Source organism: Corynebacterium sp. HMSC036E10 (assembly GCF_001836265.1).
Classification (GTDB): domain Bacteria; phylum Actinomycetota; class Actinomycetes; order Mycobacteriales; family Mycobacteriaceae; genus Corynebacterium; species Corynebacterium coyleae.
Window position 1 is genome coordinate 1 of record NZ_KV827954.1, and the last position, 21,123, is coordinate 21,123.

18 protein-coding genes are annotated in these 21,123 nt (G+C 64.2%); 10 read left to right on the top strand and 8 right to left on the bottom strand.

Annotation, left to right across the window (positions count from 1 at the left end):
* Positions 1–210: 210 nt before the first annotated feature.
* Both HMPREF2736_RS12850 and HMPREF2736_RS02270 read right to left on the bottom strand, forming a co-directional pair.
* On the bottom strand, positions 211–285 hold the full coding sequence (locus HMPREF2736_RS12850) for a 50S ribosomal protein bL37 (RefSeq protein WP_099046258.1): 75 nt from the start codon (positions 283–285) through the stop codon (positions 211–213).
* A 72-nt stretch (positions 286–357) separates the two neighbouring features.
* A complete protein-coding gene (locus tag HMPREF2736_RS02270) occupies positions 358–621 on the bottom strand; it encodes a WhiB family transcriptional regulator (RefSeq protein WP_070422423.1) in 264 nt (87 codons plus the stop codon).
* Positions 622–1,091: 470 nt separating this feature from the next.
* Here HMPREF2736_RS02270 and HMPREF2736_RS02275 point away from each other — a divergent pair, with 470 nt between their 5' ends.
* Positions 1,092–1,583, top strand: coding sequence for a hypothetical protein (locus tag HMPREF2736_RS02275; protein ID WP_246822037.1), 492 nt, complete (start codon positions 1,092–1,094; stop codon positions 1,581–1,583).
* Positions 1,584–1,613: 30 nt separating this feature from the next.
* Here HMPREF2736_RS02275 and HMPREF2736_RS02280 read toward each other — a convergent pair whose 3' ends face one another.
* Together HMPREF2736_RS02280 and HMPREF2736_RS02285 are read right to left on the bottom strand one after the other, a co-directional pair.
* Positions 1,614–2,825 carry an Rv3212 family protein gene (locus HMPREF2736_RS02280; RefSeq protein ID WP_083284780.1) on the bottom strand — a complete coding sequence of 404 codons (1,212 nt, stop codon included), beginning with the start codon at positions 2,823–2,825 and terminating at the stop codon, positions 1,614–1,616.
* Positions 2,822–4,156 carry a DEAD/DEAH box helicase gene (locus HMPREF2736_RS02285; protein WP_070451112.1) on the bottom strand — a complete coding sequence of 445 codons (1,335 nt, stop codon included), beginning with the start codon at positions 4,154–4,156 and terminating at the stop codon, positions 2,822–2,824. The genes HMPREF2736_RS02280 and HMPREF2736_RS02285 overlap by 4 nt, the downstream gene beginning before the upstream one ends.
* Before the next feature lie 119 nt (positions 4,157–4,275).
* Between HMPREF2736_RS02285 and HMPREF2736_RS02290 the strand changes: the two genes are divergently transcribed.
* The 7 genes from HMPREF2736_RS02290 to HMPREF2736_RS02320 are packed head-to-tail and all read left to right on the top strand — an operon-like array spanning position 4,276 to position 15,802.
* Positions 4,276–4,500 carry a DUF3107 domain-containing protein gene (locus tag HMPREF2736_RS02290; RefSeq protein WP_070422420.1) on the top strand — a complete coding sequence of 75 codons (225 nt, stop codon included), beginning with the start codon at positions 4,276–4,278 and terminating at the stop codon, positions 4,498–4,500.
* Positions 4,501–4,511: 11 nt separating this feature from the next.
* Complete coding sequence (locus HMPREF2736_RS02295; RefSeq protein ID WP_224213005.1) at positions 4,512–5,543, top strand: DUF3152 domain-containing protein; 1,032 nt, start codon at positions 4,512–4,514, stop codon at positions 5,541–5,543.
* A gap of 13 nt (positions 5,544–5,556) precedes the next feature.
* A complete protein-coding gene (locus HMPREF2736_RS02300; protein ID WP_141761576.1) occupies positions 5,557–6,276 on the top strand; it encodes a hypothetical protein in 720 nt (239 codons plus the stop codon).
* Positions 6,277–6,297: 21 nt separating this feature from the next.
* Entirely contained in the window at positions 6,298–9,372 is a 3,075-nt protein-coding gene (locus HMPREF2736_RS02305) for an ATP-dependent DNA helicase (protein ID WP_070828798.1), read from the top strand.
* Positions 9,365–12,661, top strand: coding sequence for an ATP-dependent helicase (locus HMPREF2736_RS02310; RefSeq protein ID WP_246822038.1), 3,297 nt, complete (start codon positions 9,365–9,367; stop codon positions 12,659–12,661). Before HMPREF2736_RS02305 ends, HMPREF2736_RS02310 begins: the two co-directional genes overlap by 8 nt.
* Positions 12,658–13,761, top strand: a complete 1,104-nt coding sequence (locus tag HMPREF2736_RS02315; protein WP_070483126.1) for a potassium channel family protein — start codon at positions 12,658–12,660, stop codon at positions 13,759–13,761. The genes HMPREF2736_RS02310 and HMPREF2736_RS02315 overlap by 4 nt, the downstream gene beginning before the upstream one ends.
* Complete coding sequence (locus HMPREF2736_RS02320; protein ID WP_070828799.1) at positions 13,751–15,802, top strand: ATP-dependent DNA helicase UvrD2; 2,052 nt, start codon at positions 13,751–13,753, stop codon at positions 15,800–15,802. Before HMPREF2736_RS02315 ends, HMPREF2736_RS02320 begins: the two co-directional genes overlap by 11 nt.
* Positions 15,803–15,834: 32 nt before the next feature.
* Here HMPREF2736_RS02320 and HMPREF2736_RS02325 read toward each other — a convergent pair whose 3' ends face one another.
* A complete protein-coding gene (locus HMPREF2736_RS02325) occupies positions 15,835–16,668 on the bottom strand; it encodes a hypothetical protein (RefSeq protein WP_083322950.1) in 834 nt (277 codons plus the stop codon).
* A 40-nt stretch (positions 16,669–16,708) separates the two neighbouring features.
* On the opposite strand from HMPREF2736_RS02325, the gene HMPREF2736_RS02330 reads away from it, so the two are divergent.
* Positions 16,709–17,203 (top strand): M48 metallopeptidase family protein, encoded by a 495-nt coding sequence (locus tag HMPREF2736_RS02330; RefSeq protein WP_070451115.1) that lies wholly within the window; start codon positions 16,709–16,711, stop codon positions 17,201–17,203.
* Between the two features lie 29 nt (positions 17,204–17,232).
* Here the strand turns inward: HMPREF2736_RS02330 and HMPREF2736_RS02335 are convergent, their stop codons facing one another.
* Positions 17,233–18,732: a zinc-dependent metalloprotease gene (locus HMPREF2736_RS02335; RefSeq protein ID WP_070828801.1), complete on the bottom strand. Its 1,500-nt coding sequence runs from the start codon at positions 18,730–18,732 to the stop codon at positions 17,233–17,235.
* A 69-nt stretch (positions 18,733–18,801) separates the two neighbouring features.
* Between HMPREF2736_RS02335 and HMPREF2736_RS02340 the strand changes: the two genes are divergently transcribed.
* Complete coding sequence (locus HMPREF2736_RS02340) at positions 18,802–19,914, top strand: YlbL family protein (RefSeq protein WP_070828802.1); 1,113 nt, start codon at positions 18,802–18,804, stop codon at positions 19,912–19,914.
* A 3-nt stretch (positions 19,915–19,917) separates the two neighbouring features.
* Here the strand turns inward: HMPREF2736_RS02340 and HMPREF2736_RS02345 are convergent, their stop codons facing one another.
* Both HMPREF2736_RS02345 and HMPREF2736_RS02350 read right to left on the bottom strand, forming a co-directional pair.
* A complete protein-coding gene (locus HMPREF2736_RS02345) occupies positions 19,918–20,592 on the bottom strand; it encodes a hypothetical protein (protein ID WP_224212998.1) in 675 nt (224 codons plus the stop codon).
* A gap of 38 nt (positions 20,593–20,630) precedes the next feature.
* Positions 20,631–21,119, bottom strand: coding sequence for a PPA1309 family protein (locus HMPREF2736_RS02350; protein WP_070451114.1), 489 nt, complete (start codon positions 21,117–21,119; stop codon positions 20,631–20,633).
* Between the last annotated feature and the right edge of the window lie 4 nt (positions 21,120–21,123).

Consider the following 21,123-nt stretch of genomic DNA (forward strand, 5'->3'; position numbering starts at 1 on the left):
CAACACGGAGCTCATCGTCTGGTTCCACAAACACCGAGCTAGACGACCAGCGGAAAACAGCAGGCCAGGACCGTCGAGCAACACCCGAACAAGCACCGAACTTCGCGACCAAGACAACCCGCTGAGTGCAAAAGTGCAGTGGCCCTGAGGGCAAAAGAAAACGCCCGGTACCTTCCCGAAAGGGGAGGTACCGGGCGCGGGCTTTAGCGCTTAAGAGTTAGCGCGCTTGCCGTGATTCGCCTTCTTCTTGCGGCGATCCTTGCGCTTACGACCACGCTTGCTCATGAGGGTCTCCTTTATATATCTGTACCGGTTACAGACCTATCACTGTATCGCCTGCGATACCGGAGAGGAAAATTAGGCGGACATGCGAGCGCGGTTGCGGGCGAGTGCCTTGTTGCGACGCTTCAGTGCGCGACGCTCTTCCTCAGACAGGCCGCCCCACACGCCGGCGTCCTGGCCGGTCTCGAGTGCCCACTTCATGCACTGGGTGGTTACGGGGCAGCGATGGCAAACAAGCTTCGCCTGTGCGATCTGAGCGAGGGCGGGGCCGGAGTTACCAACCGGGAAGAACAGTTCCGGGTCTTCGTCGCGGCAAATTGCTTCGTGGCGCCAATCCATGATGATGCTCCTTAAAAAATAAATCGGTACTGCGTGGTCGGTTTTCGTGCACCACTAAAACACCCAACGATGTAGGTGCGTTGCAAACAAAGTTTGGTTCCTGGCTCCGGGCGGTGCCTCTCGGTGGATTCGAGATCCCGTCTTCCGGTTTACCGGGCGTTAACCCCGTGGTGTCTGAGGGTTAAGGGCTGAGTTACCAGCCCGTTGTTTTTGCTACTTGTGAATAATGACATGTTCATGCAAAGCCCGCTAGGGTTCGAGGCCAAAATGTGCGCGGAATCACAGAATATATCTACGTCATCGCGGTCACATTTGCGCTTCTGGGCCGATCCGCAAGCCAATGGTCTACCCTCTGAACTGGGATGATAGTAAACGGGTGGTGGAGGTGCCCGGGTCAAATCGTGTTTTTCGGATTTCTGCCGGTTCGCTGGGGTTCATCTGCCGTATCGGTGGCGATAGACTGCTTTGTTGTGACTACGAATCGGAATCAATCCCACGCGCCCGTCCCAAATGACCCGGAGCAGCAGCCGTTCGCGGATGCTGAGGTCCCACCCCTGATGCGTTTCGGCGCGATGGTGGTGCTGGTGCAGTGCTTGGCGATCTTTGTTTATGTGGTGACGCTGATCCGTGATCAGTTCCTTGCTACCGAGCACACCCTGGAGTCCGACTCGCCGGTTGCTGGTTACGTCAGCATCGGTACTGCGGTGTTTTTGCTGATCATTTTCGGCTACATCGCGTTTGTGTCGGTGGAGACTCTGCGCGGCCGTCCGCGTGCGACTGGCGCGGTGGTCCTCATTGAGGCGATTCTTGGCGGCGTGGCTATCTATATGTTCCGCGGCGGGGCGGTAACGCTCGGCGTGGCGACACTGTTTTCGGTGGTGTTGGTGCTGGTCACCGTGTTCCACCCGCGTTCGAGGGCGTATAACGAGGCGCAGTATGAGGAGCGTAAGGCGCGCCGCTAATCGACGACACCGCTCACCCCTCCGGCCTCGCTAAACCTTGGCGTCGAGGACGACGATGTCGTCGCCACGCTTTTCCACAATGGTTGCGCCGGCGGAGGAGATGTGGACGGGGCCGGTGTAGCCGCCGCGGTCGACGGGAATGATCTCGTCGACCGCGTTTTTGTCCCAATCCACAACTGCGATGCCGTCCTGGGAGGCGTAGAGCAGGCGGTCGCCGGCGGCGAAGCCGGTGCCGAGTGCGCCTTGGAACACGCCGGTGACGCCCAGGCCTGCCGGCTCCATGAGCAGGAGGGAGTCGTCCTGCCAGTAGGACATATGGTGGGGGAGGTCGGCGACGGGGAGGACGGCGATGGTGCCGTCGAGACGCTGTGGCTCACCCATTGCTGGCACCGAGGAGGAGCTGGTGTTGTTGCCTTCCTTGTCGTAGGCCAGGACCTGCTTCTTTGACGGGTCGTAGACCGCGGCGGCGTCTTGGGAGACGGCGACGAGGTAGGCCTGCGGGTCGATCTCAATGTTGGCGTCGACTTCGGGTTCGCGGGAGTCTTCCGGGGTTGCCTTTTGGATGCGGAGGAAGGTGCCGTCCCCACACGTTTCGGTCAGCGCGACGAGTTCGGTGCGGGTGAGCGCGGAGGTGATCACGCAGCCTGGGTTGGGCTGCATGTCGGATTCTTGCGGGGCTTCGATGTAGCCGTATTCCATGGTGCGCACCATGTCGGAGCGCCATACTTCGATGCGTTCGCTGGAGGCGTAGCCAATGCGGTCGTTCGAGGCCAGGCGCGTGACGTTTTCAGACGCCGGGGCGGATCGGGTGCCGGCGTATTGGCCGGTTTTCGCGTCGATGGCCACCACGTCGCCGCAGCCAGCGTTGTCGCGGTAGACAGCCACAACCTTGTCCCACGCCTGATCCATCAGGCACAGGTCGTTGGGGCGTTCGTAGGTCCAGACGGTCTCGCCCTCAGGGTTCGTCGCGGTCAGCGTGTGATCGTTGTAAGTAATGATCAAGCCGTTGGCTACGAGGGGTTGCGCGCGTCCGGAGGTGTCGGTGAGCCGGAAGCCCTCGCTTAGCGACGACGGCACCACCGCCAACTGACCAAAATCCTCCTGAGCTTCGGCTGCTGGAGAGAGATCAGCCTGGCGCACCGGGGCGGTGAAAAAGGCGGTGCCGACAAGCAATGCCGAAACGCCGGCGATGACGCCGGTGGCAATGAGGTCGCGGCGGGTGCGACGCAAAGGCTTACTCAACGCCGTTTCCTTCCTGAACGCTTGCCCGGAGCCGCCGGGCGGGATGGACGGTTTGGTCGTGCCCCGAGCACTTTACGCGGGCGTCCGACATGGCCAGTAGCTGACTCCGGGAAACCGAACTCCTCCTGCAGTTCAGGGGAGGTGGAGAACCACTCGGGCAGGTTGGGTTTGCCCAGGTCGAGGTCGGTGTTGATCATGGACCACTTCGTCGCTTCGTCGTAGCCGACGAGGGTGACCGCCACGCCGGTGCGTCCTGCGCGGCCGGTTCGCCCGATGCGGTGGACATACGTCATGGGGTCGTCCGGGGTTTGGTAGTTGATCACGTGGGTGACGTCGTCGACATCAATGCCGCGTGCCGCGACGTCGGTGGCGACGAGGATTTCCACGTCGCCTCGTCGAAAAGCATCAAGAGCTTTCTCGCGCGCAACCTGGCCGAGGTTGCCGTGGACCGCGCCGACGGCAAAGCCACGGCCAGCAAGATCCTCGGCGAGATCGGCCGCCGAGCGCTTCGTGCGGGCGAAAATAATGGTGCGCTCGCGGCCCGGAGACTGCAGGATACGGGCGATGACCTCGGCTTTATCCATGCGGTGAGAGAGGAACGCAACCTGACGGGTGGTGGCGTGGGTAGCGGAGGCATCTTCGGATTCGGCGCGGATGTGCACCGGCTTGTTCATCTTCGAACGGGCAAGGGACAGGATCGGGCCCGGCATGGTGGCGGAAAAAAGCATGGTCTGCGTTGCGCCCACGGCGGACCAAAGCTTTTCGATGTCGGGCAGGAAGCCCATGTCAAGCATCTCGTCGGCCTCGTCAAGCACGAGGATGGCAACCTTATCCAGTACGAGCGCGCCACGGTCATGCAGGTCAATCAGGCGGCCAGGCGTGCCGACAACAATGTCCGCGCCCGCTTCGAGTGCCTCGAGTTGTTCCTCGTAGGGGCGACCACCGTAGACCGTGGCCACGCGCACCGGCGTGTGTACGGCAAGGCGTTCGATGTCCTCGCCGACCTGCACCGCAAGTTCGCGCGTCGGGGCGATCAGCAGCGCGCGCGGGGTGCCGTCGAGTTCTGCAATATCGGCGTCGTCGAACACGCGGTCCAGCACCGGAACACCAAACCCGAGCGTCTTGCCCATACCCGTGCGGGCTTGACCGATGATGTCGCGGCCGGCCAGCGCGATGGGCAACGTGAGCTCCTGAATGGAGAACGGATGGGTGATGCCGTGGTCCGCAAGCGCGTCCACAATTTCAGCCGCAACCCCCAACCCGGCAAACGTCGTTTTCTTCGGCGCACGACGAGCAGCGCCACGTTGTTCACTCTCAGCTGCGTAGGGCACGCGTTCATCTTAGCTACCGGCCGTTACAATGGGGCCGTCCGCCAGCAGGTGGTTACGTTTAGTTATTGCCCCTGCGGGCACACACAAAGCGCAACAAGAAAAGGACAGTGAGCGAGAAAATGGATATCAAGATTGGTCTTGCAGACACCCCGCGCGAACTAGCGATCAAGCTTCCGGAGGGCCAGGAAGACATCTTTGCCACCGTCGAGCAGGCGATTGCGAACGGTCAGGCAACCTTCAAGCTGGAGGATGCCAAGGGGCACTCCTACCTGATCCGCACTGACCGCGTCGTTTACGTCGAGCAGGGCAGCACCACGGCCCGTAGCGTCGGCTTCATGCGCTAAATTACTCAGACATGGCACAACAGCAGGGCACTCCGTCTCACGGTGGGCGCCATAGTGAGCACCACGGGGGCGCTGAAGAGGACTTCGGCGACTGGTTTGATAGCTGGGGTATGGAGTCTGGCGACGACACCCCGCAGGGCACAAGCCGCGAAGAGGGACGTCTTGTCGCCTTTGCCCGCGAGTACGGGTGGCGCGCGTATGCGATCCCGGTGCTTGCGGTAATTACCGTGTTTGTCCTGCTGGACATGGTGCAAAACCCGGATGAGCAGGCGATCGGGACGGTCGCCGAGTCTGCGTCGGCTCCGGCCGGTGAAGCGGGCATGGCTGGTGCGGATGCGGATCAACCGAAGCCGCTGGAGCCTGCGAAGATCGCGGAAGGCATCTTTGACCCGCACGATCTGCCGCCGGGTGGCCCGTACACCACGACGGGTGAGGGCACGTTCTACGAGGTCGGCATCCCTGGTGCCAATGCGGGCCAGGGCACTGAGATTGTGGTGCGCTACATCGTCGAGGTCGAGCACGGCATCGACGCCTCCGGTTACGGCGGGGATCAGTCGTTTGCCCAGATGGTGGATGCAACGTTGATGGATCCGCGCGGGTGGACGAACGATCCGCGCTTCCGCTTCGAACACGTGTCGGCAGATCAGGATCCGACGCTGAAGATCCGTTTGACCTCTCTGGATACGACGGCGGAGCTCTGTGGTGCCGCGTTGGGTACGGAGACGAGTTGCCGTACTCGCATTACGGGCGAGGACACGGTGATTATTAACGAGTCGCGCTGGGTGCGCGGTGCCGTGCCGTTCCAGGGTGACATCGGTTCGTACCGCCAGTACCTGATTAATCACGAGGTGGGCCACGCTGTGGGCTTTGCGGAGCACGTGCCGTGCCCGGAGGCGAATGCGCTTGCGCCGATCATGATGCAGCAGACGCTGAGCCTGAACAATGCGCAGTTGCATGAGATGAGCCCGGAGGAGAACTACCCGAACAACGACGACACGTGCCGGCCGAACCCGTGGCCGTATCCGCGTCCGGCCGTGAATTAAGAAGGTGGTGTCGGTGGTTTCTTTGCTTAAGCCGATTCCGGCACATGTGCTTTCCGCATTCCAGATCGACGACATTGAGCCGGTTGCGGTCCCGCAATTTTGGAACAATGGCCTGCGCTTCGGGCGTGTTGTGTTGTCGCATGCGCGTGAGACGTCCGCGTGGTCTGGCAAGGCGCGTGAGAAGGCAGTGCCGGGGGAGGGGCTGCGCATTTCGCGTCCTGTGCGTGCGACGGATGGTCGCTTGATCGTTGCGGGGTATTGCGCGACTGAGTTCGCCACCGGTGAGCCGCGCGAGCGTGTCGATGAGGCGGTTGCAGCAGCATTGCTTTACGACGACGCCGTGGCCGGCATCGAAGCCCCCTCCGGCGAGCGCACCGGGCTGGTTGCCAATGCTGATCGGGCGGTGTGGCGCGAGGAGCACCTCGGGTCTGAGGGCGTGGTCGCGCACCTGGATTTCTTGTCGCATTTGCTGTTCGATGGCCACGCTGAGCCTGTGCTGACCGAGTTCGATCCGTCCGTTGGGTTGCGCCCGCGTGGTTTTACGGCAGCGCTGGTGATCGTCGATGGTCTGCTTGCCGGTGCGGTGGACCCGGATATCGTTGCCCGTTGGTCGCATATTCCCAGGTTGGACTGGTTGTTGGAGAAGGCGATTGAGTATCGTCGCCACACTACACGCGGGCTCGGTTCGGATGTATGTTCGATAGATGACGTGGTTGAGATTGTCGTGTCGTAGCGACCTGGCACAATCTCCCTTATGTTGTTTCCACACCCTTCACCTGTGCCCCCGGCTGCGCTTGAGCCGAAGGCCTATCTTGTGCCGCGGGACCGCAATATCACCCCGCGTACCTGGGACAACCCGCTGCCTGAGGCCGGGTTGTGGAAGGTCACCGGCCGGCCCGGCTCAGGCGTGAGTAGTTTTCTTGTGGATACGGCGGCGGCCGCGGGGCGTCGTCACGCAGGCGCGGGGGACCCGGGTGGCATTTTGGTGCTGACGGACTCGAAGGAAACCGCCGGACGGCTGCGCTCGCAGTTGTCGGACACGCTGGCGCAGTCGGGGTTTGTTACCGATGAGCCCATGGTGCGCTCCGTGCACTCGCTGGCCTTTGCCATTTTGCGCTCGCATGTGGACGAAGAAATCCGCCTGATCTCCGGCGCGGAGCAGGACGCAGTGATCCGCCAGTTGCTCCAAGGCCAAGATGAGGATGGTCGTGGCTCGTGGCCGGAGGATCTGCGCCCGGCGCTTCCACTGGTCGGCTTTGCCCGTCAGCTGCGTGACTTCCTGCTGCGTGCAGTGGAACGTGGTCTTGGCCCTGTCGAACTGGAGGAGCTGGGCAGCCGACATGGTGTGGGCATCTGGAGCGCGTCTGGCGAATTCTTGCGCGAGTACCAGCAGGTGATGGCGCTTTCGGGAGCGCGCAGGCTGTCCGCCTCGGAGCTGGTGGATCAGGCGGTGCGACTGCCACTGCCGCGCAGGTGGCACACGGTGATTGTGGACGATGCCCAGCACCTCGCACCCGCTGCCGGCGCGCTGGTCAAGCGCCTGCTGGATCAGGCGGACTTGGGTGTGGTCGGCGGGGACGAGGAGCAGTCGGTGTTCCACTTCCGTGGTGCGTCGCCTGAGTTCTTCCGCACCCTTGGCGGGCTGGAGCACACCACGATTGACCTGGGGGAGTCCAAGCGCGATCCGCGTCGCAGCGTGGCAATTGCGCCCGATTCTGCAACGCAACTGGCGGCGGTGGCGGATGCGCTGCGCCGTGCCCACTTCGAACACGACGTGGACTACCGGGATATGGCGGTGATTGTCCGCTCGACCACGGGCATTGATCCGGTGCGCCGCGCGCTGTTGCGCTCTGGGGTTCCGGTGTCGCTCAACCCGACGGACCTGGTGCTTTCGGAGCAGCGCCTGGTGGCATCGCTGTTGCTGGGCATCCGGGCACTGTACGAGGAGCTCACGCCGAGCGAGTGGCGCGACCTGCTGCTTGGGCCTGTGGGTGGTGCGGATCCGGTAACGCTGCGTCGCCTCATTCGTGGGCTTCGCCGCTGGGCACCTGAGCGTCGTGCCGAAGAGTCGCTGCGCGAGTTGCTGACGGATCCCGCCGGGTTGCCTGACTTTGATACGTGGTTGACCGACCGTGAGCTCGACATCCTCCAGCACGTGCGTGGCGTGCTTGACGCGGGACGTCAGGCCTACGCGGAAGACGGCAGCGTAGAAGAGATCCTTTGGGCGCTGTGGCAGGCCACGGGCCTGTCGAATCGCTTGTTGGCCTCGGCGCTGCGCGGTGGTGCGACGGGCTCGCAAGCGGACCGCGACCTAGATTCCGTCATGGCGCTGTTCGATGCTGCGGGCGACTACACGGAGCGCCGTCCCGCTGCCGGGGTGGAGTCGTTCGTGGACTTCATCCTGGAACAGGAACTGCCCACCGGTGTGCGCGACCGGCGCACCGCAACCCCCGATGCAGTGTCGCTGCTCACCGCGCACGGCGCTGTCGGGCGAGAGTTTCGCCGTGTCATCGTGGCGGGCGTGCAGGACGATACGTGGCCAAACCTGGGGGAGACCGGCTCGCTGTTCCGCCAAGAAGACTTGATCGACCTCGTGGATCATGACGTGGATCCGGACGTGCCGGTCTCCCACACCGTGGAGCGTCTGATTGAGGAACGCCGCCTGTTTACCGTCGCCACCACCCGCGCCACCGAATACCTGCTGGTGATTGCGGTTGACGACGAAGACGCGGAGAAAGAAGGCGAACCCTCCCGATTCGTCGAGGAATTCTGTGAAGACCACGGCCTCACCCCGGCACGCTTGCGGCTGAGTTCGGCATCGCAGGCGGATCTTGGCGACGACACCGAGACGCTCGTGCGCGTGCTCGCCCACGACGATCTGGTGGCGGAGTTTCGCCGTGTGCTCACGGATCCTTCGGCGGATGAGGCGACGCGCTCCCAGGCTGCCCGACAGTTGGCGCGCCTGGCGGACGCGGGTGTGCTTGGTGCGGACCCTCGGCAGTGGTGGACTACCACGATGGTGTCTACCAACGAGCCGCTGAGCGCCAGCCCGACGCTGTCGCCGTCGCGAGTAGAAGGCCTGCTGAAGTGCCCGATGAGTGAGGTATTGCAGCGCATGGTGGGCCTGGACGAGTCGATGGACATGGTCTACGGCGTGATGGGCCACGCCTACCTGGAAGCGCTCGGCCGTGGTGTAGATCCGGACGACGCGTATAACGCCGTGATCGCCGCACGCAAGGAGGTCAGTGACGCACCTGCGTGGAAGGCGCAGCGCGACATCGAGGAGTTTGAGCGCTTGCTGGAGCGCACCCGCACCTGGCTAGAAACGAGCCGTGGCGCGTTTGAACAGGTCGCGGTGGAAACATCCGTTGACGTGCAAGTCAGCGACAACGTGCGCGTCCGGGGTCGTGTGGACCGCCTCGAGCGCGACGGCGATGGTGCGCTCTACGTGGTGGATCTAAAGACTGGTGCGACGGCGCCCACGAAGAAAGAGATCGGTGAGCACGCCCAGTTGCTTACCTACCAACTCGCGCTGGCTCACGGCACGTTCGACGGCGAGCGGGTCGTTACCGCACGCGGGGAGTCGGACATCACCGTGGGTGGTGCGATGCTGGTGTTCCCGAAGAAGGACACCAAGGCCATCACGGTGCTTGAGCAGGCTGCCAAGACACCAGAGGAGCTAGCAGAGTTCGCCGAGGCTATCGATACATTGCCCGCCGAAATGACAGGACCTACGCTGCTTGCCACAACGGGGAAGCATTGCGATCGCTGCAGTGTGCGCGCCTTGTGCCCGGTGCAGCCGGAAGGGGAGATGATTCACAATGTTTAACCAAGAAACCATGTCCCCGAAGCTGCTGTCGCGCTACCTCGGGCAGAAGTTCCCGCCGACGGACCAGCAGGCGGAGGTTATCGGCGCCCAGCCAGGCCCGCTACTGGTTGTCGCAGGTGCCGGCGCCGGCAAGACGGAGACGATGGCCGCGCGTGTGGTGTGGCTCGTCGCTAATGGCTTTGCACGCCCCGAAGAGATTCTGGGTCTGACGTTTACCCGCAAGGCCGCCCAGGAGATGAAAAAGCGCATCCGCGACCGCCTGGCCACGCTAGCGCAGAACCGCGACCTGGTTGCGCGCCTCGACCCGTCTGGGGAATTAGCCAAGCGTCTAGAGGTCATCGCACCGCAGGTGTCCACCTATGACTCGTATGCAGGCACCTTGATCCGTGAATACGGCCTGCTCGTGCCGGCGGAACCGGACGCGCGGTTGATTACGGATGCGGAGTTGCACGCCATCACCACCGAGGTGGTGCGCAACTACGCCGGTTCGTTGCTGCCGGACGGGAAGAACCGTGCACTTGGCAGCGTGGTGCAAAACGTGCTCAAACTCATCACCGCGATGGGCAACGAACTTGCCACCCCGGAGTGGGTCACAGAGCATGCCCACGACTTCCTTGCAGAGACGGAGTCGTACCCCTCGGCGAGCAAGATCGAGTTTTCGAAGATTCTGCAGGGGTGGCGCGATATCCAGAAGGAGCGCGTGAACTACCTGCCGCTCGCACAGGCAGTGAACGAGGAGCTGCGTAAACGTGGTGTGATCACGTTCAACGAACAGATGTCTATCGCGTCTGCGTTGGCGCGTGATCATGCGGTGGTGGGGGCGTCGCAACGCAATCGCTTCCGCGTGGTCATGCTGGACGAGTACCAAGACACCTCGCACGCCCAGCGCGTGTTGCTGCGCAGCCTTTTCGGCGACGCGCAAGATCCGGGCCTGACGGTCACGGCGGTGGGCGATCCGATGCAGGCGATTTACGGCTGGCGTGGCGCGACCGCGGCGAACCTGCAGGCGTTCGTAGAGGACTTCCCGCTTGAAGGCGGCTCACCAGCGCCGAAGTTGCAGTTGACCACCTCGTGGCGCAACCCACCTGAGGTGCTGGATCTGGCCAACGGGGTGTCCGATGCGATCCTGGGCACCGACGAGACAAAGCGTGCCGTGGCACCGTTGGCGCCGCGCCCGGGGGCGGATGCTGGCGATGTCACGCTCGGGTTCTTTGGCACGCAGGCCGAAGAGATCGAGTTCGTCGCCGATGAGCTGGCGAAGACATACGCCCAGGCCCAGGAGGCCGAGGAGCCGTTTTCGGCGGCCACGCTTGTGCGCAAGAACAAGCACTCGCAACTCATCGCCGCAGCACTCGAGGCCCGCGGTGTGCCCTACGAAATCGTTGGCCTGGGCGGGTTGCTGGACGTGCCGGAGGTCGCCGATACGGTTGCCGTGGCCACAATGCTTGTGCGTCCCGACGACACCGCGGCAGCACTGCGTGTCCTCGGCGGGCCAGCTGTTGGGTTGGGCCTTGCGGACTTGCGTGCGCTGGCATCGCGCGCGAACAACCTGCGCGGCAAAGAAGACCACCGCGAAAACACGCAGCGTATCAGCGACCCCTACGCCCACTTGGTCAGCCAACTCGAAGAGGCGATTGCCCAAGCCGACGACATCAAGGCGCGCACCGACCGCCCAGAAGGACTCACGGATGCGCTGGCGGATCTCGGCGAGCCGGAACGCTACAGCGAAGAAGGCCTGCAGCGCATGCGCGATACGGCCGCCAAGCTGCGCTGGCTGCGCACCCACAGCCTGGGCAAGCGCTTAAGTGACCTGTTCGCGGACATCATCCACGTCTTCGGCATCCGCACCGAGGTGCTCTCCCGCCACAGCGCGACGGGCGCGGTGCATCTGGATCGACTGTTGGAGGAGGTAGCCAATTACCCCGGCGCAGGCCTGGACGGACTGCTGGACTACTTCGAACTCGCCCGCGAGCACGAAGACAGCCTGACCCCGGGTGCGGTGACGGTGAAGGACGACCGGGTGCAGATCATGACAGCCCACAAGGCGAAAGGCTTGGAGTGGGATACCGTCGCGGTGCTGCATGCCGATTCGGAGACATATAAGCCGAAGACGGAAACCTTCCTCACCTTCGTGCAGTTCCTGCCTACGGAGACCTACGGTGATCCGGAGATCTTCCCGGAGTTCGGCGAGGTGGACACGCGCACCGACTACCAGAGGGCGGGCGAGGCGTGGAAGAAGCACGTCACCGCGGACCTGGCGGAGGAAGCAGCGCGTCTGTTCTATGTTGCGGTGACGCGTTCTGGCGGGAAACTCATCGTCACAGGTTCGCGCCGTAGGCCTGACGTGGTCAAGGAAGCAGCGCCGTACGAGCACTTTGCCACCATGCGCGACGTTGTCGCACCCGAGTGCGTGTTGGTGTGGGACGACGGTACGGATGCTGAAGCAGACAGCGATACCGACGCCAGCGCCGACGCTCTTGTCGACGACGGCGAGCGCACCGGCCGCTGGCCAAACTACGCCCCGCTAGCCGAGGACGAAGCAGCCGCGCAGGCGGTCAACGCCGCGCGCGAGAACCTGCCAAAGTTCGTAGACGGCGAACTGTTTACCCTCTGGGAGCGTGACGTCTCTGCACTCATCGAAGAACACGAGCAGGCCCAGGCAGGCGACGTTCCGGTGGTTATGCCGGGCGAACTGACCGCGTCCGATGTGGTGGCGCTCAAGGCCGACCCGGTGCAGTTCGCGCGCCGGGCACGCCGCCCAGTGCCGTTTAAGCCGAACACTTACGCCAAGCGCGGTACCGCCTTCCACGAGTGGTTGGAGGAGTTCTACGGTGCACGCCCGTTGCTGACCGAAGACGAACTTCCCGGCGGGGATGAGGCTGAGGTGGATCGCGCGATACTCGAGCGGCTCAAGCGAAACTTTGAGGCCAGTGAGTGGGCGTCGCGCACCCCGACGTTTGTGGAGCATCCCTTCGAGCTCGCCGTGGGCGAGGGCGTGGTCCGCGGACGTATGGATGCCGTCTTCGAGGACGCCGACGGCTGGACCGTCGTGGACTGGAAGACCGGCGAGAAGCCAAAGCGGGATGCGATGGAAGCGGCGCAGTTGCAGCTTGCGGTTTACAAGGCGGCTTGGGAGCGTATCTGTGGTGACGGTCGTCCGGTGCGCGCTGTATTTTTCTACGTGCGCACCGGTGAGACGTATGCTCCGCGTAGTCTGCCCGATGCGGCAGAACTCGAAGAGCTACTCAGCAGATCTGCTGAAAGCAAGGGTAAGGACGAAACGGAATGAAACTGCGCAGGGTTTTTACGCTGAGCGCGAACGCCGCGGATCAAACGGCGATCCCGGTGCACCACCTGCTCGATGTGGTCAGTATCCCGGCCCTCGAGCGGGCGACGCCGTGGTCGTTGATCGCGCGCCGGTTCGGCTACGCCCTGCTGCTTATCGTTGCCGTCGCGATCGTCGCGTTCATTGATCGCAATGGATACTCCGAGCCGTTGACGTTCATTGACGCGTTGTATTACTCGGCGGTGACCCTGTCTACCACGGGCTACGGTGATATCACTCCGGTGACGCAGTCGGCCCGAGTCATCAACATTTTCTTCGTCACTCCGGCCCGTGTGGCCTTCCTGATGCTCCTCGTCGGTACGACTTTGTCGGTGCTGACGGAGGATTCCCGTAAGACGCTGCAGATCCAACAGTGGAGGAATACCGTGCGCAACCACACCATCGTTATCGGCTACGGCACGAAGGGCCGCTCGGCGGTCGACGCATTGGTGGCAGGCGGTGCGTCGCCGTCGTCGATTGTTGTCATCGACCCGGACCCAGCTGCGCTTGCCGTCGCGGAGAAGCACGGTTTGGTCACGGTGCACGGCAATGGCACCAAGTCGGACGTGTTACGCATTGCGGCGGTGAGCCGTGCGCGTTCGGTGATCGTGGCACCGTCTTCGGACGATACGGCTGTGCTGATCACGCTGTCGGTGCGTGAGTTGGCGCCGAGTGCCATGATCGTGGTCAGCGTGCGAGAGGGTGAGAACCAACACCTGCTTATGCAGTCGGGCGCGGACTCGGTGGTGGTCTCCTCCGAAACGGCCGGACGTCTGCTTGGCATCGCAACGGTGACCCCGCCCGTGGTGGAGATGATGGAGGATCTGCTCAGTCCGGACGAAGGCTTCGCGGTGGCGGAGCGCCAGATTGCGGACGACGAGGTTGGTGCGAACCCGCGCCACTTGGCAGACATCGTGCTTGGCGTGGTGCGCTCCGGTGAGCTCTACCGCATCGATTCCCCCGAAGCAGAAACGGTCGAGCCGGGCGATCGCCTCCTGTACGTGCGCATGAACACCCCGGATATCCGCCGCCAGGCGGAGAAGGCAGTGCGCGATGAGGATTGATCTGAGCGTGCTTGATAGCGACCAACGTGTCGCCGCCGAAGCACCCCGCGGGCCTGTGTGCATCCTCGCCGGTGCGGGCACGGGTAAGACGAGGACGATTACGTATCGCATTGCCAACCTGATCGATCGCGGCACGGTCGCCCCGAACAAGGTGCTCGCCGTGACGTTTACCCAGCGCGCGGCAGGGGAGATGCGCGACCGTTTGCGCACCATGGGTATCGGGGGAGTGCAGGCGCGCACGTTCCACTCCGCGGCCATGCGGCAGTTGCAGTACTTCTGGCCGCAGATCGCCGGTGACCTGCCGTGGCGGCTTTTGGATAACAAGTTCCCGTTGGTCGCCCGCGCCGCGCGCGCCGGTGGGCTGGATACAGGCAAGGAAATGGTGCGCGACCTGCTTAGCGAGATCGAGTGGGCGAAAGCTAGCGTGATCGGCCCGGAGGACTACGCCGCACGTATCGCTGAAACCCGGCGCACCCCGCCGACGGATCCGCAGCGCGTCGCCCAGGTCTACCGTCTCTACGAGGAGGCGAAGACGAGCCCGGATGGCATGCTGCTCGACTTCGACGACCTGCTGCTGCACGTCGCCGGCGCGCTTGAGAACGCTCCGGCGGTGGCAGAGGAGTTCCGCGCGCAGTACCAGACCTTTGTGGTGGATGAGTACCAGGACGTCACCCCACTGCAGCAGCGTGTGTTGGAGGGCTGGCTGGGGGATCGCGACGATCTGACCGTGGTGGGCGATGCCAACCAGACCATTTACTCGTTTACCGGCGCTACCCCGGATTACCTGCTGAACTTCTCGCGCACCTACGAGCACGCCACAGTGGTGAAATTGCAGCGTGACTACCGCTCCACGGTAGAAGTCACCGAGTTGGCCAACACCGTCATCGGCAAGGCCAAGGGTCGTGTCGCCGGCACTCGCCTGGAACTGGAGGGCATGCGCGGGCGCGGTCCGGCGCCACAGTTCAACGGCTACGACGACGAGCCGTCTGAGGCCCGCGCCGTGGCCCGCGCGATCAGGCGTTTGCTTGATGACGGCGTCCCCGCCCGCGAAATCGCCATCCTATACCGCATTAACTCCCAGTCGGCCGCGTTTGAAGCGGCGCTGGCCGATGCCGGCATTGCCTACCAAGTCCGTGGCGGGGAAGGGTTCTTCCACCGCGCCGAGATCCGCGAAGCCATCGCAGCCCTGGTCCGAGCCGCCCGCCGCACCGACCTGCCGGACGACCCGGTGGCGGTTGCTCGCGCCGCGTTCGCACCCATCGGCCTGACCCAGACCGAACCCGAGGGCGCCCAGGCTCGTGAGCGCTGGCAGTCACTCAGCGCGCTTGTGGATCTCATCGAGGAGATCGTCCGCACCCGAGAAGCCGAGGATCTCCCGCAGGTGTTGCGCTCGTTGCGCCAGCGCGCAGAGGCCAAGCAGCCACCCGCTGTGGACGGGGTGACCCTGGCCAGCCTGCACGCCGCGAAGGGCCTGGAGTGGGACGCAGTATTTCTCGTTGGCCTGGTGGAGAACACCTTGCCGATCTCGCACGCGATCAAGGCCGGCGACGACCAGATCGAAGAAGAACGCCGCCTGTTCTACGTCGGGGTGACGCGTGCGCGTGAGCACCTGCACTTGTCGTGGTCGCTGTCGCGCCAGGAAGGTGGGCGAAAGAACCGGTCGCGGTCGCGCTTCTTGGACGGCATCGCACCGGAACTTGATGTGGAGCGCTCCCCGGAACGCCTCAAGCGCAACCGCCGCTGCCGCGTATGCGGCAACCCGCTGTTCAGCCCACCAGACAAGGCGCTCGGACGCCACGAGGAGTGCGAGCCGAGTTACGACGAGAACGTACTCGCCGCCCTGAAACGCTGGCGCCTCGACGTCTCACGCGCAGCGGGACGCCCGGCTTACATGGTGTTCTCGGATGTGACACTCATGGCAATCGCCGAGGCCATGCCCGCAAACGAGACGGAACTGCTTGGCATCTCCGGCATCGGGCCGGTGAAGGTGGAGGAGTACGGCGCGGGCGTGCTGGCAACGCTTGAGGAGCACCGCCACTAAGGCGGGCCCCAGCCGCGCCAGCCCAGCCAGCGCTAGAAGCACATCGGGCAGTCCGGGTGCGACGGCACCCGCCGCGACACCACAGGCACAGGCGCGAACGGGTCCGCGACCACCACGTCACCGGCTACAGGCGTCGGTGCCGACACCCCGGGCGGGTCGAGCGCACCGGCGAGCCTGCCCGCCACCGTCGCTGCCGCCACCGCACCGGCCGCCAAGGACACCGGCTCGGCGGCGATTGCCGGCGGGAGGTGCTCCTCCACCTGGTCGATGTTTGGGTCCCGGTCCAAAAGGTACAGCCGGGCGCACACCGGGCACGGCCCAGACGGAGCGCACACAGGGCCGACGACCACGCGCGCGTCGAACTGCGTCACCGGCACCACAGGGCCACGCCGGCCACGGGTCGCGGCGGCGATCTGATCCACCTCGGCAGCACAGTTCACGGCAAGCACCGGCAGGTGCGGCTCGTGATCGAGCAGGAACTTGCTCACCGACTCGTCCTTCATCGGGCTGCGCGTCACCACACCACGGCGCGACAGCAGCAGCGTGATCTGGGAGGCCAGCGCGTCGCGCCCCACCACCAGCACTTGTGGGGTGGTGGTGGGGATGAGGAGCCGGTAGGTGATGAGGTCGTCGATAAGACTGCGCGCACGCGCCTCACCGAGATGCACCGCAAGGGCTGCGACAACGGTTTTGAGCATCCGCGGATGCGTCAGCGAATCGAGGACCGTGACCACCTCGTCGGCGCTGGGCACGGTGATGAGCCCGGTGCGTGTCGCGTCCGCACCGAACTGGATTGTCTCTGGCGCGCGTACGAAAACGCGAACGCCCCGCGCGAGTTGAATACGTGTGTGTTCTTGGATTGCCACGTGTGTTCCACCCCCGCGTCGCATCCTACAATGTTGCGCTATGTCTGGGATGCAATATCGCGTGATCCGCTCCGCCCGTCGTGCGAAGACGGTGCAGGCCAGGGTGGTTGGCGGGGTGGCGGAGATCCGCATTCCGGCGCACTTCACCAAAGCGCAGGAGCGCGAGATGGTGGAGCAGATGCTGGCCAAGTTGGAGAAGAAGACGTCGACGCGTTTGCTTGACGACGACTCCCTACGCACCCGCGCCGAAACCCTGAACAAGGAAATTCTGCAGGGGCGGGCAACGATTGGGTCGGTGCGGTGGGTGTCCAATCAGAACACGCGCTGGGGCTCCTGCACCGTATCGACAGGTGATATCCGCATCAGTGATCGGCTGCGCGACGTGCCGGCGTACGTGCTGGACGCGGTGCTGGTGCACGAGTTAACGCACACCTTCATCCCGAACCATTCGGCAGAGTTCTACGCCTGGGCGGATCGGGTGCCCAAGGCGGAGCGCGCCCGCGGGTTTTTGGAGGCCTACCAGCGCTACGGCTAGCCCAGCCCCGACGCGCGGCCAGGCAGCGCCTACAGCTCTGTGCCGTCCTGGCTGCCGTCGTCTTTGCCGTCGCCGTCTTCGCGCGTCAACTCGGGGTTGTTGCGCAGTTCTTCTTCCAACTTGGCAAATTCGTCGTCGAGGTCGGTGTCGGGGGTGTCGTCGAGAAGCGTGTCGATGAAGGACGCCGGGTTGTCCAGCTGCTCGCTGGACGGCAGGAGGTCGGGGTGCTCCCAGACGGCGTCGCGACGATCCACGCCCACAGCAGTGCCTGCGCGACGCCACAATTCGGCGGCCTCGCGGGTGCGCGGTGCTGCGAGTTCGATACCGACGATGTTGGCAAAGGCCTGCTCAGCAGACCCGCCGGTGGCGCGGCGGCGTGCCCACGCCTCGGCGAGTTGCGGGGTGGTGGGGATGCGTTCGCTGAGGGCTTCGTCGACGACGACGTCAACCCAGCCTTCAACAAGCGCGATCAGGGTCTCCAAGCGGGACGTAGAGGCGGCGTTGCGGGTGCCCACGCGCGGGGAGAGGTCCTCGTCTTGCAGGCGCTGCATGGCCTCCTGGATCTGTGCAGGATCGCCACCATCCAGGTTCAGGTCGCGGACGGCCTCTTCGATGTGGGAGGTGTCAATCTGCAGGCCGGCGGCGTATTCCTCCACGGAGGACACGAGGCGCTCGACCAGCCACGGCACGTTGCGGAACAGGCGCTGGCGTGCGGCCTCGCGTGCGGCGATGTAGACCATCACTTCCTGGCCCGGCAGGTCCAGGCCCTTGGAAATCTCCGCGATGTTGCGCGGCAGGACCGCACCGATGCCGGCGGGTGCGACAGGCAGGCCGAAGTCAGTGCCGGTCAGCGCCTGCTGGGCAAGATCGCCCAATGCGTGGCCCAACTTCATGCCGAACTGCATGGAGTTCATCTGGTTAACCATGCTGACCATCGGGCCCATCATCTCGCGGGCCTCTTCGGGCATGGTGTCCAACTGGGCGCGCGCCATGTTGGCGGCGACCGGGTTGACCAGGCGCTTCCACATCGGCATGGTCTGCTCCAGCCAATCTTGGGCGTTCCAGGCCTTGGCCTGTGCCTGGCTGGCGGGCAGTGCGGTGGCACCGTCGAGCCAGAGCTCCGCTAGGCGGAAGGACTCCTCGGCGGCGCGGGAGTCTGCCTCGCTGACCGGGTTCACCCCGGCGATGCGCTGGCGAGCCATGCGGGCGGCCAGATCGAAGTTGACGGCGTCGCCGTCCTCCTGGGCGTTCATGGAGGAGCCCATGCCGGAGAGCATTTGGCCGAACTGATTCAGGATGTCGCCAAGCCCGCCAGCACCAGCGCCACCAGCGCCACCGGCGCCACCAGCGCCGCCGGGGCCACCGAATCCACCGAACCCGCCGGACCCAAAGTTTCCGCCGAAACCGAAGGCTGCAAACGGGTTGGTCGGCTCGCCACGCCCGTTGTCGTTGTTGTTGCCTTCGTTGTCCCTGCCCTCGTTGTCGTCGTTGCCGTCGTTGGGAAAGGAGAATCCGAATCCGTTACTCATAGGCGCCACAATACAGCTGCACAACGGCGCGGGTTGGAGCTGCTGGTTGCTGCGCTAACATGTGCCACCATGACGAACGCGCACACACCAGCGGACGCGGCAGAACACACGCCCGCGACCAAGACAGCGAACAAGCGTTTTTCCACGCTGGTGTGGGGTGCAGTGCCTATCGCGTTGCTTGCGGTGGGAATGACGATGGACCACATTCCCGGCACGGACATCAAGCTCACGGTGCCGTACGCGGCGGAAGGGGCGGGCCCGACGTTTGACACGCTCAGCGAGATCCAGGGCACGCCCGTGGTGGACATCGAGGGGGCGGAGACCCTTGAGACTGGCGGGCAGCTGAATATGACCACGGTGTCGGTGCGCACGAATATGACGTTGGGCCAGGCGTTGGCCCGCTGGGCGGTGACTAAGGACACGCTGGTGCCGATCGAGCAGGTGATGCCGGCGGATCGCAGCGAGGAAGAAACGCGCGAGTTTAACCAGCAGATGTTTGTCGCGTCGGAGGCGTCGGCGACGGTTGCGGCGATGCACTATCTGGGCAAACCCACAACGGTGAACATCCATGACGTGGTCAAAGGCGCTGCCGCGGACGGGATCTTGCAGCAAGGCGACAAGATCCTTGCCATCGACTCCACTCCGGTAGCCAAGCCGAGCGCGGTCCAGGACGTGGTCTTTGCCAAAAAGCCCGGCGAGACGGTGGATGTGACCATCAGCCGCGACGGCAAGGAAGAGACGAAGACCATCGAGCTGAAGGAGAATCCGCACGAAAAGGGCAAGCCGATGCTTGGCATTCTCATGGATTCTGAGCCCGCCGATGGCCTGAAGGTGCACTACAACCTCAACGACATCGGTGGTCCGAGTGCGGGCATGATGTTCTCGCTGGCGGTGATTGACAAGTTGACGCCAGGCGAGCTCAACGGGGGCAAGTTCGTTGCCGGTACCGGCACGATTAACGACGACGGCGAGGTCGGCCCCATCGGCGGCATCACCCACAAAATCCGTGGCTCGCGCGATGAGGGCGCCGAGTTGTTCCTCGCGCCGAAGGGCAATTGTGATGCGGTGAAGCGGGCCGACGCTGGTGATATGACCGTCGCTGCCGTGTCCACCCTCCAGGAGGCAGTGGATGCGATGGAGGCGTTCGCCGCAGGCCGCGACGTGCCAACTTGCGACGGCTAAGGGTTAGGGCTTCTTCGCCAGGCCGAGTTCGTAGATCCGCTGGCGCGGGTCCTCCTGGTCGGAGGAGATCAGTTGCTGCATGACCAGGCCCTCGCGGTTATCCACCACGGTGATGATCGCGGAGGTGCCCAGCGTGGACCAGCCGACTACGCGGTCGCCGGAGTCTTCCACCACGCGCGAGGAGCGCAGCTCAGTAAGAAGTTGGGTCGAGGAGGCCGCCTTCGATTCGGAGTCGAAGAACTGGAACTGGCCAATCTCGTCGCCCTGGCAGTCATAAGATCCGCTGATCCCACCGGCGCCGCAGCCTTCGAACTGGTCGAAGAACTCCTCAGGCGCAAGGGAGGCGAAGCGCTCGCGTACCTTTTCCAAGGTTGCCTCTGCAGACGAGTCCGCTTTCTCCCGCTTCGAGGAGCTCGTGCTTGTCGACGACACCGTCTCGGAAGCAGACTCCGACGCCGTGTCAGATTCGGACTCAGCGGTGGTAGTTGTCTCGGACGTGGTCGTTTCAGGCGTGGTCGTCTCCGAATCCGAGGAGGTGGTTGGGTCCTCGCTGATGTACGACGTCGAGATGGGGCTGCTGGTCGCGTTGGCCTCGTCGTCCTCGCCACCACCACAGGCGGCAAGAGACAACGAGCCGACAAGGACAGCGGAGGCGATTGCGCGGCGGGACACAGACACGGTCAGAAGCTCCTTGGGTTGGGTTTCGGCTGTCTAGCTTAAACCAGGTCGTCCGGGTCCTGCTCAAGGCCGTAGCGCAGCGCAGCGATCACACCCGGGGCGACATCCGGGCCGCCACGCAGCTCAATGTCGTCCTGGGCGAAGGGGCCGCGCTCCTCCAACTCCTCATCCGTCAGGCGCATCTGCAGCAGGGTCTGCTCGATGTCTTCGGTACGCAGCACGCCGGAGAACAACCGCGCCGGGCGCGCCTCGGCATCCGCCGGGGCAGAGGCGTCGCGGAAGAGGATCTCCTGCGCCAGGATCACGCCTTCCACCTCACGCGGCCAGGCCAGACGGGTGACGTACTCGCCGAGCTCCTCGGAACCGGGCAGGATATTCTCCGGCAATTCCTGCACAACCAGGGTGAGGGGGGAGGAGTCGTCGAGGGTGCCCAGCTCGTCGACAAGCAATTGCGTCGGCACCAGACCGAAGAGGGTAGGCGGGGCGTCCCAACCTTCGGCGTGGACGAAATCGACGGCCTCCATCATGGCC